A 15,273-nucleotide genomic window follows, 5' to 3' on the forward strand; every position below is an offset into this window, starting at 1 on the left:
ACTGCCATGAGTACCGCATTGGCCTTCCTGATCCTGATCGCCCCGTTCGCCCTTGCCGCGCTCCTGAGCTGGGCCGCACACCGTTCCGGCGTCCTGCGCGTGCACCTCGACCAGTTCCGCTGGTCGGCTCCGATGACCGGCAGACTGTTCGACGACCGCGACTCCTACCGAGTGCAACACGACGTGGACGCCATCCGCACGCGATTCGAGGAGCAGCCGAGCTGGCCCGTCTCAAGCGCCTCGGGTGAACGTCGATAGAAACGCCTCGACCGCGTCCCGATATTTCCCCGGGGCGTCGTCGTGCAGCAGATGACCCGCCCCGGGCACGTGCAGATACGTCGCCGCGCGCGCCGTATCGGCCATCCGGCGCATCTGGCCCGGCGGGGTCACGCCGACACCGGCCTCCAGCAGCAGGGTGGGCACCGCCACCGCCTCCCACTGCGCCCAGTAGTCCCTGGTCCCCCACTGCGCAGCGATCTCGATCCACTTCGCGGGGTGCCCGTGCAGACGCCACCCGGTCGGGATCCGATCGAACGCCTCCAGGAAATACTGGCCGGCGATCGGACCGAACTCCGCGAAGACCTGGTCGGCGCTGGTGAACTCGACCGGCAGCGCGTGCACCCACGGCTCCCACGGCCCAGTGGTGCGGCCCCGGAAGTCGGGGGCCATGTCCTCGACGACGACCGCGGCCACCAGCTCCGGGCGGGCCGCCGCCAGACACCACGAGTGCAGCGCGCCCATCGAGTGCCCGACCATGATCGCCGGCTCGCCCAGCGTTTCGACGGCCTCGCCGAGGTCGGCGACGAAGCGTTCCGTGGAGACCGGATGCGGGTCGGCGACCTCCCGTCCGCGGTGCCACGGCGCGTCGTAGGTGAACACGCGTCCCAGCCGGGACAGCCACGGAACCTGTCGCGGCCAGGTGGTGCCGCGGCCCATCAGGCCGTGCACCAGAACCAGCGGGCGGCCCGCGCCGCCGCGCTGGGTCAGCAGGTCAGTGGGCATTGCAGGCACGGTAACCTGAGCGCCATGTCCACCAACAACCCAGTGGTGAAGATCAACGCCATCGAGGTTCCGCCCGACGCCGGTCCGGAGCTGGAGAAGCGGTTCGCGCATCGCGCGCACGCGGTCGACAACCAGCCGGGCTTCCTCGGCTTCCAGCTGCTTCGCCCCGTCAAGGGCGAGGACCGCTACTTCGTCGTCACCCAGTGGGAGTCCGAGGAGGCGTTCCAGGCCTGGGCGAACGGACCCGCCATCGAAGCGCACGCCGGCGAACGCAAGAACCCCGTCGCCAAAGGCGCATCGCTTCTCGAATTCGAAGTCGTACTCGACGTTGCGGGGACTGACAGCCAGGCGTGAGGCGGCCGGGGCCCGGCGCCCAGCGGCAACCCTCGCGGTCTCGCTGCTGTCCGTCGTCGCCCTGGCCAGCGGGTGTGCCGCCACACGTCCAGCACCCGCTGACGCCGCTTACGGCGTGCCGATCCAGATCAACACACCGCAGGGTCTGCGGGCCAAACAGACCATGGACATGCTCAACAGCGACTGGCCGATCGGTGAGGTCGGCGTGCGCACGCTGGCGGCTCCCGAACTCGTCGAACACGTCGGCGTGACACTCGACCGGATCTGGTGGGACAGGCCGTTCACGGTCACCGACGTCGAGGTCGGCGCGGGCTACGCGACCCTCGACGTGCTGACGTCCTACGGGGTCGCCCAGACCATCCACCTGCGCACCGACGAGGCCGGCATGGTCGACCGGTTCACCGTCGACCTCGTCCCGCCGGAGATCGACCAGTGGTCCGACATCGACGAGCAGATCACCAAGACCGGCGCGCGCTACTCCTACCAGGTGGCCAAGGTCGACGACGGCAAGTGCGTGAAGGTCGCGGGCTCCAACACCGAGATGTCGCTGCCGCTGGCCTCCATCTTCAAGCTGTACGTCCTGCTCGCGGTCGCCGACGCCGTCAAGGCCGGCACGCTGGAGTGGACCGACACCCTGTTGATCACCGAGGAAGCCAAAGCCGTCGGCTCCTCCGGGTTCGACGAACTCGATCCCGGGTCCACGATCAGCGTCCGCGACGCCGCGCAGCAGATGATCTCGGCCAGCGACAACATGGCCACGGACCTGCTCATCGAGCGGCTGGGGCCGGGCGCCATCGAACGGGCGCTGGTCGAGGCCGGGCACCACGATCCGGCGAGCATGACGCCGTTCCCGACGATGCACGAACTGTTCTCGGTCGGCTGGGGCACACCGGACCTGCGCGAGCAGTGGAAGCAGGCCTCGCCGCAGGGCCGGGCACAACTGCTGCAGCAGACGAACTCGCGGCCCTACGAGCCGGATCCGAAGAAGACGCACATGCCGGCCTCGGACATCGGCGCGGAGTGGTACGGCAGTGCCGCCGACATCTGCCGGCTGCACGCGGCGCTGCAGAAGGGCGCGGTCGGCGAGGCGGCGCCGGTCAAGGACATCCTGTCGGCGGTGCCGGGTATCGATCTCGATCGCACCGAGTGGCCCTACATCGGCGCCAAGGCGGGCAACCTGCCCGGCGACCTGACGTTCAGCTGGTACGCCGTGGACAGGTCCGGTCAGCCGTGGGTGGTGAGTCTGCAGTCCAACTGGCCGGAGTTCCGCAGCCAGACCGCTGCGGCGTGGCTCATGTCGATCGCGAGGCAGACCTTCGACCTGGTCCCGAACTAGGGATTCGACCGCCTCATCTATGCGCGGTTCGACCGCCTCATCTATGCGCGGTTCGACCGCCTCATCTATGCGCGGTTCGACCGCAGTGTCCACGCGTGGCCGCGGAAGTGCATCACGGTGCGGCTCAGCGGCGCCACGTCGATGCGCCAGAACGATCTGGGGGGCGCGTCCAACGCGACCAGCACCGCGGCCCGTACGACCGCCGGGTGCGTGACCGCCACGACGCGCATGTGCTCGGACGTCAGCGATTCCATCCACTGACCCACCCGGGACACGAGGTCGACCACCGACTCCCCGCCGTGCGGCGCCTGCGCCGGGTCCGTCAGCCAGACCGTCATGTCGGCGGGCGACACCCGGCCCAGCGAGTCGCCGCGCCATCGGCCGTAGTCCAGATCGGAGAGCCCCGATTCGATGACCGGCGTCAGGCCGAGCAGTTCGGCGGTCTGCTGGGTGCGGGACTCCGGTCCGCACATCGCGCGCTCCGCACCGACTGCGGCGAGGTCCACCGCCTCGATCTGAGAGCGGCCCAGCTCGTTCACCGGTTCGTCGGTGGGGAATCGTCCGGCTGCCATCGCATCGGTCATGGCGTGTGACACGAGGGTCAGCCGGACGACCTCACTCATCGGATCTCATCCGGCCAGCGAGTGCTTCCGATCGCCGAGCAGACGCGAGACCAGCGTCGCGAACACCAGACCGATCGTCGCGTAGACGACGATCTGCGTGCCGAGCGCATACAGCCGGAAGTCGTAGAGCAGATCCGCGGGGAACCCCTCGTAGACGATGACGCCGTTGTCGTCGACCAGCGGACCCGGGGTCTCGTCGATCGTCGGCAGGACCAGCATCACCACGGCCACCGCGACGACGTAGGCGCCCGCAGCCGCCAGCGTGGCGTTCCAGGCACCCAGCGTGGCCGCCCAGCGCCTGCCCAGGTACACCGCACCCACCAACAACGCAGCGGACAGCACGACCACCGCGAGGTAGAGCAGCGTGCGCTGCCGGATGGTCTCGTCCAGGCTCAGCGCGGGCGGGCTCGCCGGGTATTTCAGCGACGGCACGATGTACAGGCTGAGCAGCATGCCGCCGGCGACGTACAGCGACGTCAGCCGCGCCGAGATGTTCCCGACCCGGCCGTAGGCGACGGCGAACACCACTGCGAACAGCGCGCCGATCGCGAGGCTGAACAGCAGCACGCCCAGACCCATGCCGATGTTCATCTGCACGGCCCGGGTGAATCCCCCGCCTTCGCCGTGGCTGTGTCCCGCGACGCCGGCCGCGGCCTCGATCGACTCGTGGGCGGCGCCGATCCCCTCTTCATAGCCGATGGCGAGCTCGATCTGCGGCTCGACGAAGATCCGCGCGAACAGGAATGCGAGCACGCCGGCGGCGGCGCCGGCCAGAAGGCCGCGCCAGATGATCTGTTTCTCCATGTTCTGTTATCCCTCGCTGCCGCTGATCAGTGGCAGGGGAAACCGAGCAGGTGACGGGCGTCGTGGACGAACTCGTGGATGTAGGTGTTGCTGCCGAACACCGACGTCGCACCCTGGTCCATGCCGATGAAGTACAGCACCACGAGCGCGAAGAACGCGGTGAGCGAGAGCCACACCGCGGCTTTGGTCCCGGAGAAGTCGATGGCGCCTGCGCGCGTCGTGCCGGCCTCGGGAGAAGTCATGTCCGATTTCCTTTCCGGGATGTCGCGTCCCAGTGAGAGAGGCGACGGACATCGGGTCTGACTGTCTCAGTGGCGCGACCGTTCTGGAATTCCACCAGATTCCGCTGTCCGTCGATTACAGGAGCATCGTAAGCCAAACGGGGCGGTCACCCTCCCCTGGTTCGAAAATCGGGAAGGCGACCGCCCCATTCGGGATCCTGTCGTTACTCGGCTGCGGAAGCCCCGCCCCCGGCACCGGCCTGCGCCAGATCCGGTTCGGCGTTCGCCGCGGGCTTGCGGGCACCGGTGAAGGTGAACACCGCGTCCTCGCCCTGGCCTTCGCCGTCCCAGTTCTCGACGTCGACGGTCACGAGCTGACCGGGTCCGACCTCTTCGAAGAGGATCTTCTCCGACAGTTGGTCCTCGATCTCGCGCTGAATGGTCCGGCGCAGCGGACGGGCACCCAGAACCGGATCGAAACCACGCTTGGCCAGCAGGGCCTTCGCCTTCGGCGTCAGCTCCATGGCCATGTCCTTGGCCTTGAGCTGGTTGCCGACGCGGCCGATCATCAGCTCCACCATCTGGACGATCTCGTCCTGCGTCAGCTGGTGGAACACGATGATGTCGTCGATACGGTTGAGGAACTCCGGACGGAAGTGCTTCTTCAGTTCGTCGTGAACCTTCTGCTTCATCCGCTCGTAGTTGTTGTCCCCGCCGCCCTGGGTGAAGCCCAGACCGACCGCCTTGCTGATGTCGCTCGTACCGAGGTTCGAGGTGAAGATCAGCACCGTGTTCTTGAAGTCGACCGTGCGACCCTGACCGTCGGTCAGGCGACCGTCCTCCAGAACCTGCAGGAGGCTGTTGTAGATCTCCTGGTGGGCCTTCTCGATCTCGTCGAACAGCACGACCGAGAACGGCTTGCGGCGCACCTTCTCGGTGAGCTGGCCGCCCTCTTCGTAGCCGACGTACCCGGGAGGGGCACCGAACAGCCGCGACGCGGTGAAGCGGTCGTGGAACTCGCCCATGTCGATCTGGATGAGCGCGTCGTCGTCGCCGAACAGGAAGTTCGCCAGCGCCTTGGACAGCTCGGTCTTACCGACACCGGACGGGCCGGCGAAGATGAACGAACCGGACGGGCGCTTGGGGTCCTTCAGGCCGGCACGGGTGCGGCGGATCGCCTTGGAGACGGCCTTGACGGCATCCTCCTGGCCGATGATCCGCTTGTGCAGCTCGTCCTCCATGCGCAGGAGACGGGTGGTCTCCTCCTCGGTCAGCTTGAACACCGGAATGCCGGTCCAGTTGCCCAGCACCTCGGCGATCTGCTCGTCGTCGACCTCGGCAACCACATCGAGATCGCCTGAGCGCCACTGCTTCTCACGCTCAGCGCGCTGCGCGACGAGCTGCTTCTCCTTGTCGCGCAGGCTCGCGGCCTTCTCGAAGTCCTGCGCGTCGATCGCGGACTCCTTCTCCCGGCGGGCGTCGGCGATCTTCTCGTCGAACTCGCGCAGGTCCGGCGGAGCGGTCATCCGGCGGATCCGCATGCGCGCACCCGCCTCGTCGATGAGGTCGATCGCCTTGTCCGGCAGGAACCGGTCGTTGATGTAGCGGTCGGCGAGGGTGGCCGCCGCGGCGATCGCACCGTCGGTGATCGAGACCCGGTGGTGCGCTTCGTAGCGGTCGCGCAGCCCCTTGAGGATCTCGATGGTGTGCGCCACCGTCGGCTCGCCGACCTGCACCGGCTGGAACCGGCGCTCCAGCGCGGCGTCCTTCTCGATGTACTTGCGGTACTCGTCGAGCGTGGTGGCACCGATCGTCTGCAGCTCACCGCGCGCCAGCTTCGGCTTCAAGATGCTGGCGGCGTCGATCGCGCCCTCGGCGGCACCTGCGCCGACGAGCGTGTGCAGCTCGTCGATGAACAGGATGATGTCGCCGCGGGTGTTGATCTCCTTGAGGACCTTCTTCAGGCGCTCCTCGAAGTCACCGCGGTAGCGGCTGCCCGCGACCAGCGACCCGAGGTCGAGGGTGTAGAGCTGCTTGTCCTTCAGCGTCTCGGGCACGTCTCCGTGCACGATCGCCTGGGCCAGGCCCTCGACGACGGCGGTCTTGCCGACGCCGGGCTCGCCGATCAGCACCGGGTTGTTCTTGGTGCGGCGGCTCAGCACCTGCATGACCCGCTCGATCTCCTTCTCGCGGCCGATGACGGGGTCGAGTTTGCCCTCCATCGCGGCGGCGGTCAGGTTGCGGCCGAACTGGTCGAGGACCAGCGACGTCGACGGGTTGCCCGCCTCGCCTCCGCGGCCCCCGGCGCCGGCTTCGGCGGTCTCCTTGCCCTGGTAGCCGCTCAGCAGCTGGATGACCTGCTGGCGGACGCGGGTCAGCTCGGCGCCGAGCTTGACGAGCACCTGGGCGGCGACGCCCTCGCCCTCGCGGATGAGGCCGAGCAGGATGTGCTCGGTGCCGATGTAGTTGTGGCCGAGCTGCAGCGCCTCGCGCAGGCTCAGTTCCAGCACCTTCTTGGCGCGCGGCGTGAAGGGGATGTGCCCGGACGGCGCCTGCTGCCCCTGGCCGATGATCTCCTCGACCTGGCTGCGCACACCCTCGAGGGAAATGCCCAGCGACTCGAGGGATTTGGCGGCTACGCCCTCACCCTCGTGAATGAGGCCCAGCAGGATGTGCTCGGTGCCGATGTAGTTGTGGTTGAGCATCCGGGCCTCTTCTTGAGCCAGGACGACAACCCGACGCGCACGGTCGGTGAATCTTTCGAACATCCGTGGTTACCTGCTCTCCATCGCATAAGTGAGGTGCCTGCACCGATGCCGTCGTGATGGCGGTCGATATCAGTGCTCTAGCACCTACGCCGTCCACTCTAATGGGCGACTGCGTCGGGTGCCCCGCCTGGCGGCCCCAATCGGGATGACATCAAGAGCCACAGATGACAACATCCGACGCTGACAGAGCAACGTGACGCGGTCAGGAAACGTTTCCCGAACCGCGGCCGAACAGGTTCGCCGCTAGCGAACGCCTCATTCTCGGCCCACGATGCGGCCGTGAGACGCCACTCGGGGCGCCGGAGAAGGACGCCCGGCGTTTATGTCGCGGCGTGGAAAGCGTCAATTACGTCGGCCGGAATTCTGCCGCGAGTCGACACATTATGGCCGTTGCGACGGGCCCATTCCCGGATTGCCGCGCTCTGCTCACGATCGATCGACGCGCGGCCCCGTCCGGTGCCGACAGAACGGCCGCGCCTGCGCCCACCCACACGGCGGCCGGCCTCGACCCATTGCTTCAAATCATTGCGCAGCTTGGCGGCGTTTTTGGCGGAGAGGTCGATCTCATAGCTCACACCGTCGAGACCGAATTCAACGGTCTCGTCAGCGCCGCCTTCACCGTCGAAATCATCGACCAAGGTGACGGTAACTTTCTTCGCCATTACCTCACTGCCTTCCCAAGTACCAGAAGGACGGAATGCCGCCCAACTCCGGCACCAATGTGCCATAACCGGCCGAGCCATTCAACAACGCCGGATTCGCGGCAGTTCAGTTGCCGTGTCGGCGAACAATGGGGAACAAAACCGTCTCCCTAATCGACAGACCGGTCAGCGCCATCAGCAACCGGTCAATACCCATTCCGGTTCCGGTGGTGGGCGGCATACCGTACTCCAGCGCGGCCAGGAAATCCTCGTCGAGCGCCATTGCCTCGTCGTCGCCGGCCGCGGCGGCGCGCGCCTGCTCCTCGAATCTCTGACGTTGGACGATCGGGTCGATCAACTCCGAATAACCGGTCGCGAGCTCGAAGTTGCGCACATAAAGGTCCCATTTCTCGGTCACGCCCTCGATGCTGCGATGCGGCCGCGTCAGGGGTGTGGTCTCGACCGGGAAGTCGCGCACGAATGTCGGCGCCCACAGTTTGTCGCCGACGGCGTATTCCCACAGTTCTTCGACCAATTTCCCGTGACCGTATCCGCGGTCGCGGGCAATCTCGACACCGAGACCGTCAGCGAGCTGCCAAAGCCTCTCCGCCGAAGTCTGCGGAGTGATCTCTTCGCCGAGAGCTTCCGACATTGACGGATACATTTGAATGCTCTGCCATTCACCGTCGAGGTCATAGAGCGTGCCGTCGGCCAAAGGGACCTGACGCGTGCCGATCGCCTCGTCGGCGACCTCCTGAATAAGTTCCCGGGTGACGCGCGCGGAATCGTCGTACGTACCGTAAGCCTGATATGTCTCGAGCATCGCGAATTCCGGCGAATGCGTGGAATCGGCCCCTTCGTTTCTGAAGTTGCGATTCAGTTCGAAGACGCGGTCGAATCCGCCCACCACGCACCGTTTCAGAAATAGCTCCGGAGCGATGCGCAGGTACAGGTCGGCATCCAAGGCGTTCGAGTGCGTCACGAACGGACGGGCCGCCGCTCCGCCTGCCAGGGTCTGCAGCATCGGCGTCTCGACCTCCAGGAACCCGCGCCGCTCCAGCGCCGAGCGCACCGCGCGCACCACGGCGACCCGCTGGCGGGCGATCGCGCGCGCTTCCGGACGCACGATCAGGTCGACGTAGCGCTGCCGGACGCGTGACTCCTCGCTCATCTCCTTGTGCGCCACGGGCAGCGGCCGCAACGCCTTCGCGGCGATCTGCCAGGAATCGGCCAGGACGGACAGTTCCCCGCGACGCGAGCTGATCACCTCGCCGTGCACGAAGACGATGTCGCCGAGATCGACGTCGGCCTTCCACGCGTCCAACGATTCCCGCCCGACCTGGTCGAGGCTGATCATCACCTGGAGCTGGGTGCCCTCGCCCTCCTGCAGCGTGGCAAAGCAGAGCTTGCCCGAATTGCGCGCGAAGATGACCCGCCCCGCGACGCCGACCGTCTGCCCGGTCTTCGTGTCGGCGACCAGATCGGGGAACGCGGCGCGCAGCTCGGCGAGGGTGTGGGTGCGGTCGACCTGGACCGGATACGGGTCGCGTCCCTCGGCGAGCAACCGGTCGCGCTTGGCCTGACGGATGCGGAACTGCTCGGGGATGTCGCCGGTGGAATCGTCAGGAGAGTCGGGGGACGTCACGACGTGCCAGCTTAAATGAACAGATGACCGACTCCGGCATCGCTCCGATCGACATCGGTGCGGTGCGTGCGCTGTCGGATCGGCCGCTGGACTGGAGCGACAAGGGCATCCCGTCGTCCTGGTGGGGCCAGACGCCGGCCGAGATCGTCGCGCAGGCGCCTCGCCTGTCCGAGTCGGGCCCCGCCGGGCCGGTCTGCGTGCTGCGGTCCGAGGCGCTGGCCCACAACCTCGACGCGATGGCCGGCTGGTGCCGCGCCCGCGGCGTCGGGCTGGCGCCGCACGGCAAGACCCACATGTCGCCCGCGCTGGCCGCGCGCCAGCTGGCCGCCGGCGCCTGCGCCATCACGGTCGCGACCGTCGCGCAGGCCGCGGTGTACCGCGCGTTCGGTGTCCGCGACCTCGTGCTGGCCAACGAGATCGTCGACGCCCCGGCGCTGCGCTGGCTGTCGTCGGAACTCGACCGCGACCCCGATATGACCGCGGTGTGCTGGGTGGATTCGATGCGCGGCGTGGGGCTCATGACCGCCGCCCTCGCCGAGGCGCGGCGCCCGGTCGACGTGTGCGTCGAGATCGGCATGCCCGGCGGCCGGACGGGATGCCGCTCGAGCACCCAGGCCGACGCGGTGGCCCGGGCGGTGATCGCGTCGCCGCGGCTGCGGCTGGTGGGCGTGGCGGGATACGAGGCCGCACACGCGCAGTCGCTGGCCGTCGACGCGGTGCACGCGATGCGGGCCCATCTCGCCGACGTGCGGGCGGCCGTGCTGCGGCTGGCACCGCTGGTCGAGGCCGACGACATCCTCGTGACCGCCGGCGGCAGCACGTATTTCGACGACGTCGCCGACACTCTGAGCGACTGGCCGGCGGACCTGCCGGTGCGCACCGTGCTGCGCAGCGGCTGCTACCTCGCCCACGACCACGGCCTCTACGCGCGCACCTCACCGCTGACCCGCGACGGGGGCCACGCCCTGCGACCGGCACTGGAGGTTCACGCCCAGGTGGTGTCGCGCCCCGAACCGGACCTGGCGATCCTGACGATGGGACGCCGGGACGTCTCGTTCGACCAGGGCATGCCGGTGCCCCTCGGACTGCCGTCGAGCGCGGTGACCAAGCTCAACGACCAACATGCCTTTCTGCATCTGGGCGACGACGACAGGGCCGAGGTGGGCGACTGGCTGCGGTTCGGGATCTCGCACCCCTGCACCACTTTCGACAAGTGGCGGCTCATCCCGGTGCTGGACAGCGACGACCGCGTGGTCGACCTGGTCCGCACGTTCTTCTGAGTCGTTCTTCTGAGGCGTTCTTCTGAGGGTCAGCGGCCCCGCGCCGCTGACCCTCCGGAGGTTTTCACACCCCCGCTTTGGCGTCCTCGATCCGTTCGGGGTCGAGCAGCACCAGCACGTCGCCGTCGAGCACCGAGGTGATCTGTGTGCCGACTGCGCCTCCGGTCACCGAGGACGGTGTCGGAGCGATGGACCGAGACGTCTTGTTGATCAACACATCACCGGTGAGCGAGCCGGTGTGCGCCCCGGTCACCTCGATGTCGGCGACATAGCGGATCAGGTTCTGGCTTCCGGTCGTGTCCGTCCACTCAGTGCCGTTGAGAATCATGCCGGCCTCGTTCACGTAGTCGACGTACGTCACGGTACGCACGGTGTGCGTGCGGGGCCGTGGGCCGTTCGGATCCACCACATAGGACGTCTCGCTCACCGTGGCGGTACCACCGTTCTTCCCGGCATACGTTCCCGTAGGCGGGACTTCGGGTGCGGCGGGCACGTACTCACTGAGCTTCGTGGCCCAGGTCGCATCCGGTGTCGCCTTGATCTCGGCGACACCCACGCTTGTCGTGTACTTCAGGTTGGCGATGACTATGCGCGTCAGCGGCAGTGAGGAATCGGTGCCGGCGAGCCGTTCGTAGAAGGTCACCGCCGTGCCGTCGTGATTCCAGCTGGGCATGCTTCGCGCCGTATAGCCGTCGCCCTCGAATTCGGGGGTGCTCGGATCGTCGCTCACGAACAGTGGCAGGCCGTTCTCACGCTTCAGGTCGTCCTCCACCGCGACGAGCCACTCCTGGTTGGTCACATTGACTCCCTTCGCATACGCCTCGTACAGGGAGCCCTGGATCAACGCCGGCAGGAAGGAGGGCCGGACGATGCGCGACATCGGCGTCAACGCGTCGAGACCGTGCGCACTACCGATCGCCAACCAGCGGCCATTGGGAGACAAGTCGGTGTCCTCGTCGTAGTCGAGGTTGCCGGTCAGCCGGGTGACCTGCCCTGTGGCGATGTCCACGAGGATGTCGTCGACGTTACCGGCGTCGGCGAAACCACCGAGGATGATGACTCCCTGCCCGTCCGCGGTCCACTGCTTGGCCTCTCCGGTGTAGTAGATGACCCGGGGATCGGTGAGCTCGTAATTCATTGCGCCACGGGTGATTCCCGCTACGATCGGCACCGCCGCGATCAAGTAGTCCCCCGGGGGCTGCGCACCCGGTTGATCTTTCGGAACGAGCTGGATCTGCGTGAAGACGACGTGGGTGCCATCAGGGGAGATCCTCATCTCCCGGGTGCGATCCGCCGCGGGGACGATCGTGCCGGCCCTCGTGGGCGGCGGCGTGATCGCGACCAGTTTCGCTTCGGTCGCACCCTGGAAACCGACAGGCTCGAAGACGCTCCAGATGTTGTCCCCGGTCTCGACCAGCACCCGCCCGGATCCGTCCTCGAACGGGGTCATCTTGCCCAGGTCGTTCGGGATCGCGGCGCCGGCCGGGTTGTAGGCCGTCACCCCGCAGGTCAGGCATTGAATGCCGGTCCCGTCGATGTTGATCTGATAGAGCTCACGGCGCGGACGCGGCGCACCCGGCTCGAACGTCGGCTGCGCGTGGAACAACAGCGATTGGCCGTCCGAGGTGTAGCGCGGGTTCTGAGGGTTGACTATTCCCTCGGGCATCGCCACGATCGTGCGCTCGATGCTGGGGCTGAGCACGCCCACGTCGATGACGGACGTGGCGCGATGCGGTTGCCCGAGGAAGCTGAGCACGTTGACCTTGCCGTCGCTCACCGTGACGGTGAACGAATCAGTTTGTACCGCGGTGTAATTGATGTCGTCCGGCGTATACGTGAAGTCGCCCGTCGCCTGATCGATCGTCACCGTGCCGTGCTTGGGCCCCTTGGAGATGACGTAGGTCAGCGCGTCACCTTCGGCGTCTACCGCGCCGAGGTTGCCGGTCAGCGTCTGCCCGGTCTGTCCGGTCGTGTTCGGGTTGTAGGTGATTGTGGGAGCTTCATTGAAGAACTGACGGCGAACCCAGCCCAGGACGGCCCACACCAGCGGCGTCAGCGGGTTGGGCGTCGAGGGTGCCGGTTCGAGGAACGGGTCGAGCAGGCTCGTGACGATCCCGTTCACCAGCCCCACGAAACCGACCACCGGGTTCACCGGTCGCACCGCGGGCGGGGTGGGCACAGTCGATCCCGGTGTGACCGCCGAACTGGCGATGTCGCTGTCCCGCAGAGTCGTTCGCGATGCCATGGCGGACGCGCCCACCACCGCAGCGATCTCCTCGGGAGCGGTTGACACCACGCCCTCCTCCTCGATCACCCCGGGATCCGCTGATGCGGCCGCGCCTCGGAGCGACCCCTTCGATTCCTGTGCCGCGATCGCCTCAGACGTCGACGCCGACTCCAGTTCCGGCTCCGGCTCCGGCTCCGTTGAAGGGGTGATGGTCGGGCTGGTGGCCGGATCGCGCGGTTCCCCGTTGACAGGCTCAGCCGCTCCGGGGTTGTCGTCCGCGTCGTCGGGAGCCGATCCCGCGTCGCCGTCCGCATCCTGTGCGCCGCCGGTCTCCTCGATGCCGTCCTCGCCGCCGTCCACGCCGCCGTCCTCGATGCCGTCCTCGATGCCGTCCACGGTCTCCTCGTCCGCCCCGGACTGCGGCCCGCCCCCTCCGAACTCGACACCACCGCCGCTGATGTCAGCCGGATCGTCCTTCGACGCGGTCTCTCCGGCTCGCGAGCCGGTCGCCGTTCCGACTCCCGCGGACGCGTCGCTGGAAGCCGATGCGCTGCTTGTGTCTGCATATGCGACACCGGGTGATGTCGCTATGACTACTCCCACTCCTAATGCCGTAGCCAGCGCGCCCACCCGGCCGATATAGCGGCCATAGGCCCTGACGTGCTGATTCTGTGCATACATGTGGTCTCCCAGACGCGTAGCTTTAAGTGACCGCGTCGAACTTTTACTTTCCGACCGTAAAGTTCGCGCTTGTCGAACGTAAAGCTGAGCGACGACTGTGTCAAGCATCACATCTTGCCGGTCGTCAAGTAAGCTCGTGGCAATCAGCATCATCGATTAACTCGCCGGGAGGGGTGCAACAACGTGTCGATCTCTCGCGAGGACGGCGACGGGTACAGATCCGATACCCGGCAGCGGTTGATCGACGTGGCTGTCCAGCTCACGGGGCAGCACGGGTTCGCCGGCACGTCTCTGCAGATGATCGCCGACCAGTTGGGTTTCAGCAAAGCCGCGATCTATTACCACTTCCGCACCCGCGATCAACTACTGATCGCCATCATGGAGCCGTGGCTGCGCCAGATCCGCACCATCGTCGAGGCTGCCGAGCAACGACGCACGCCACGAGGTCAAATCGACGAGATGGTGCAGGGATACGCAGGAGTTGTCGCCAGGAACCGCACCCTGGCCGCACTGGTCGTCTTCGACCCCGAGGTGCACCGGATCCTGCAATCCCAACCGGATTGGGGCGACCTCATCGGCCGCCAACTGGCGCTGGTCACCCAGTTGGACGAGGAGCCCACCGGAATCATCAAGGCCACCGCATTGATGACGGGGCTGGCGGGCGCAGCCACCGGCGCGCCGACGGGAATCTCGGAATCCGAACTGACCGGGCAGCTCACCGACATCGGCCGACGGATCATGGGCCTTCGCCGGCCGGCCCGCACGGCGCACGAACAACCGACGGGTTCGGGCAGAGCGCCGGCCGTCCCCTCGACTGCGCCGGGACGATGGCAGAGTTTCCTCACCGAATCCTGACGTCGCAACCGGCCGGCTACCGCGCTTGTTTGAGCTTCCCGCGCTGATTGTCGCGGTTGCGCTCGAACACCAGGCGCAGCCCGTCCAGGGTGAGGTGGCGGTCGTAGTGCTCGACGGTGCGCAGGTCCTCCAGCACGAGCGGGGCGCCGTGACCGGTCGCCACGACGTTGACGTCGTCCCCGCCGAAACCGTCGACGTCGTCGCGGACGCGGTTGACCAGCGCGTCGACCAGACCGGCGAAGCCGAACACCGCACCGGCCTGCATGCACTCGACGGTGTTCTTGCCGATGACCGAGCGGGGCCTGGTCAGCTCCACCCGGCGCAGTGCCGCCGACCGCGCCGCCGCGGCATCCGAGGACACCTGCACACCGGGGGCGATCGCACCGCCGAGGAACTCGCCCTTGGCCGACACCACATCCACGCAGATCGACGAACCGAAGTCGACGACGATCGAGGCGGTACCGAATTTGTGATATGCGGCAAGGCAATTGACGATGCGGTCGGCGCCGACCTCCTTCGGATTGTCGACCAGCAGCGGAATGCCGGTGCGCACACCCGGTTCGATCAGCACCTGCGGAATCGACGGCCAGTACTGCTCCAGCATCACCCGCACCTCGTGGAGCACCGACGGCACCGTCGACAAGCCGACCGCGCCGGTCAGCCGTTCGGCGTCGTCACCGATGAGACCGTCGATCGTCAGGGCCAGTTCGTCGGCCGTCACCTCGGGCTCGGTGCGGATGCGCCAGTGGTGCACCACTTTCGCGTGATCGCCCGACCCCGAGATGAGGCCGACGACGGTGTGGGTGTTGCGGACGTCTATCGCGAGCAGCACGACA

14 protein-coding genes and 1 riboswitch are annotated in these 15,273 nt (G+C 67.2%); of the genes, 5 read left to right on the top strand and 9 right to left on the bottom strand.

The features are described from left to right. Positions 1-6 precede the first annotated feature (6 nt). Positions 7-258: a hypothetical protein gene (locus FHR72_RS17750; protein WP_183470473.1), complete on the top strand. Its 252-nt coding sequence runs from the start codon at positions 7-9 to the stop codon at positions 256-258. On the opposite strand, the gene FHR72_RS17755 is transcribed toward FHR72_RS17750, so the two are convergent. After that, positions 232-1,002 carry an alpha/beta fold hydrolase gene (locus tag FHR72_RS17755; RefSeq protein ID WP_183470475.1) on the bottom strand — a complete coding sequence of 257 codons (771 nt, stop codon included), beginning with the start codon at positions 1,000-1,002 and terminating at the stop codon, positions 232-234. The two genes, FHR72_RS17750 and FHR72_RS17755, sit on opposite strands and share 27 nt — an antisense overlap. Before the next feature lie 24 nt (positions 1,003-1,026). On the opposite strand from FHR72_RS17755, the gene mhuD reads away from it, so the two are divergent. Together mhuD and FHR72_RS17765 are read left to right on the top strand one after the other, a co-directional pair. After that, positions 1,027-1,356, top strand: coding sequence for a mycobilin-forming heme oxygenase MhuD (mhuD, locus tag FHR72_RS17760; protein WP_183470477.1), 330 nt, complete (start codon positions 1,027-1,029; stop codon positions 1,354-1,356). Continuing rightward, positions 1,331-2,692 carry a serine hydrolase gene (locus FHR72_RS17765; protein ID WP_183470479.1) on the top strand — a complete coding sequence of 454 codons (1,362 nt, stop codon included), beginning with the start codon at positions 1,331-1,333 and terminating at the stop codon, positions 2,690-2,692. The genes mhuD and FHR72_RS17765 overlap by 26 nt, the downstream gene beginning before the upstream one ends. 65 nt (positions 2,693-2,757) lie before the next feature. Here the strand turns inward: FHR72_RS17765 and FHR72_RS17770 are convergent, their stop codons facing one another. From FHR72_RS17770 to lysS, 6 genes are all read right to left on the bottom strand, one after another. Next, the gene (locus FHR72_RS17770) at positions 2,758-3,315 is read right to left on the bottom strand and encodes a histidine phosphatase family protein (RefSeq protein WP_183470481.1); all 558 of its coding nucleotides are present in this window, start codon (positions 3,313-3,315) and stop codon (positions 2,758-2,760) included. A gap of 6 nt (positions 3,316-3,321) precedes the next feature. Next, entirely contained in the window at positions 3,322-4,119 is a 798-nt protein-coding gene (locus FHR72_RS17775) for a CbtA family protein (RefSeq protein ID WP_183470483.1), read from the bottom strand. Positions 4,120-4,145: 26 nt separating this feature from the next. Continuing rightward, positions 4,146-4,361, bottom strand: a complete 216-nt coding sequence (locus FHR72_RS17780; RefSeq protein WP_472670819.1) for a CbtB domain-containing protein — start codon at positions 4,359-4,361, stop codon at positions 4,146-4,148. Beyond that, positions 4,339-4,464: riboswitch (cobalamin riboswitch) on the bottom strand. It overlaps the preceding gene by 23 nt. Positions 4,465-4,564: 100 nt before the next feature. Beyond that, positions 4,565-7,108, bottom strand: coding sequence for an ATP-dependent protease ATP-binding subunit ClpC (gene clpC1, locus FHR72_RS17785; protein ID WP_183470493.1), 2,544 nt, complete (start codon positions 7,106-7,108; stop codon positions 4,565-4,567). Between the two features lie 320 nt (positions 7,109-7,428). Further along, positions 7,429-7,770 (bottom strand): histone-like nucleoid-structuring protein Lsr2, encoded by a 342-nt coding sequence (lsr2, locus tag FHR72_RS17790; RefSeq protein WP_183470495.1) that lies wholly within the window; start codon positions 7,768-7,770, stop codon positions 7,429-7,431. 106 nt (positions 7,771-7,876) lie between these two features. After that, the gene (gene lysS, locus FHR72_RS17795) at positions 7,877-9,394 is read right to left on the bottom strand and encodes a lysine--tRNA ligase (protein ID WP_183470497.1); all 1,518 of its coding nucleotides are present in this window, start codon (positions 9,392-9,394) and stop codon (positions 7,877-7,879) included. A 23-nt stretch (positions 9,395-9,417) separates the two neighbouring features. Between lysS and FHR72_RS17800 the strand changes: the two genes are divergently transcribed. Next, the gene (locus FHR72_RS17800) at positions 9,418-10,674 is read left to right on the top strand and encodes an alanine racemase (RefSeq protein WP_183470499.1); all 1,257 of its coding nucleotides are present in this window, start codon (positions 9,418-9,420) and stop codon (positions 10,672-10,674) included. Positions 10,675-10,738: 64 nt separating this feature from the next. Here the strand turns inward: FHR72_RS17800 and FHR72_RS17805 are convergent, their stop codons facing one another. Continuing rightward, complete coding sequence (locus tag FHR72_RS17805; protein WP_396888472.1) at positions 10,739-13,297, bottom strand: Ig-like domain-containing protein; 2,559 nt, start codon at positions 13,295-13,297, stop codon at positions 10,739-10,741. A 468-nt stretch (positions 13,298-13,765) separates the two neighbouring features. Here FHR72_RS17805 and FHR72_RS17810 point away from each other — a divergent pair, with 468 nt between their 5' ends. Continuing rightward, complete coding sequence (locus tag FHR72_RS17810; protein ID WP_311736185.1) at positions 13,766-14,437, top strand: TetR/AcrR family transcriptional regulator; 672 nt, start codon at positions 13,766-13,768, stop codon at positions 14,435-14,437. Between the two features lie 16 nt (positions 14,438-14,453). Here FHR72_RS17810 and FHR72_RS17815 read toward each other — a convergent pair whose 3' ends face one another. Beyond that, positions 14,454-15,269: a type III pantothenate kinase gene (locus FHR72_RS17815; protein WP_183470501.1), complete on the bottom strand. Its 816-nt coding sequence runs from the start codon at positions 15,267-15,269 to the stop codon at positions 14,454-14,456. Positions 15,270-15,273 lie beyond the last annotated feature (4 nt).

The sequence above is a fragment of the Mycolicibacterium iranicum genome, from assembly GCF_014190915.1.
Classification (GTDB): Bacteria; Actinomycetota; Actinomycetes; order Mycobacteriales; family Mycobacteriaceae; genus Mycobacterium; species Mycobacterium iranicum_B.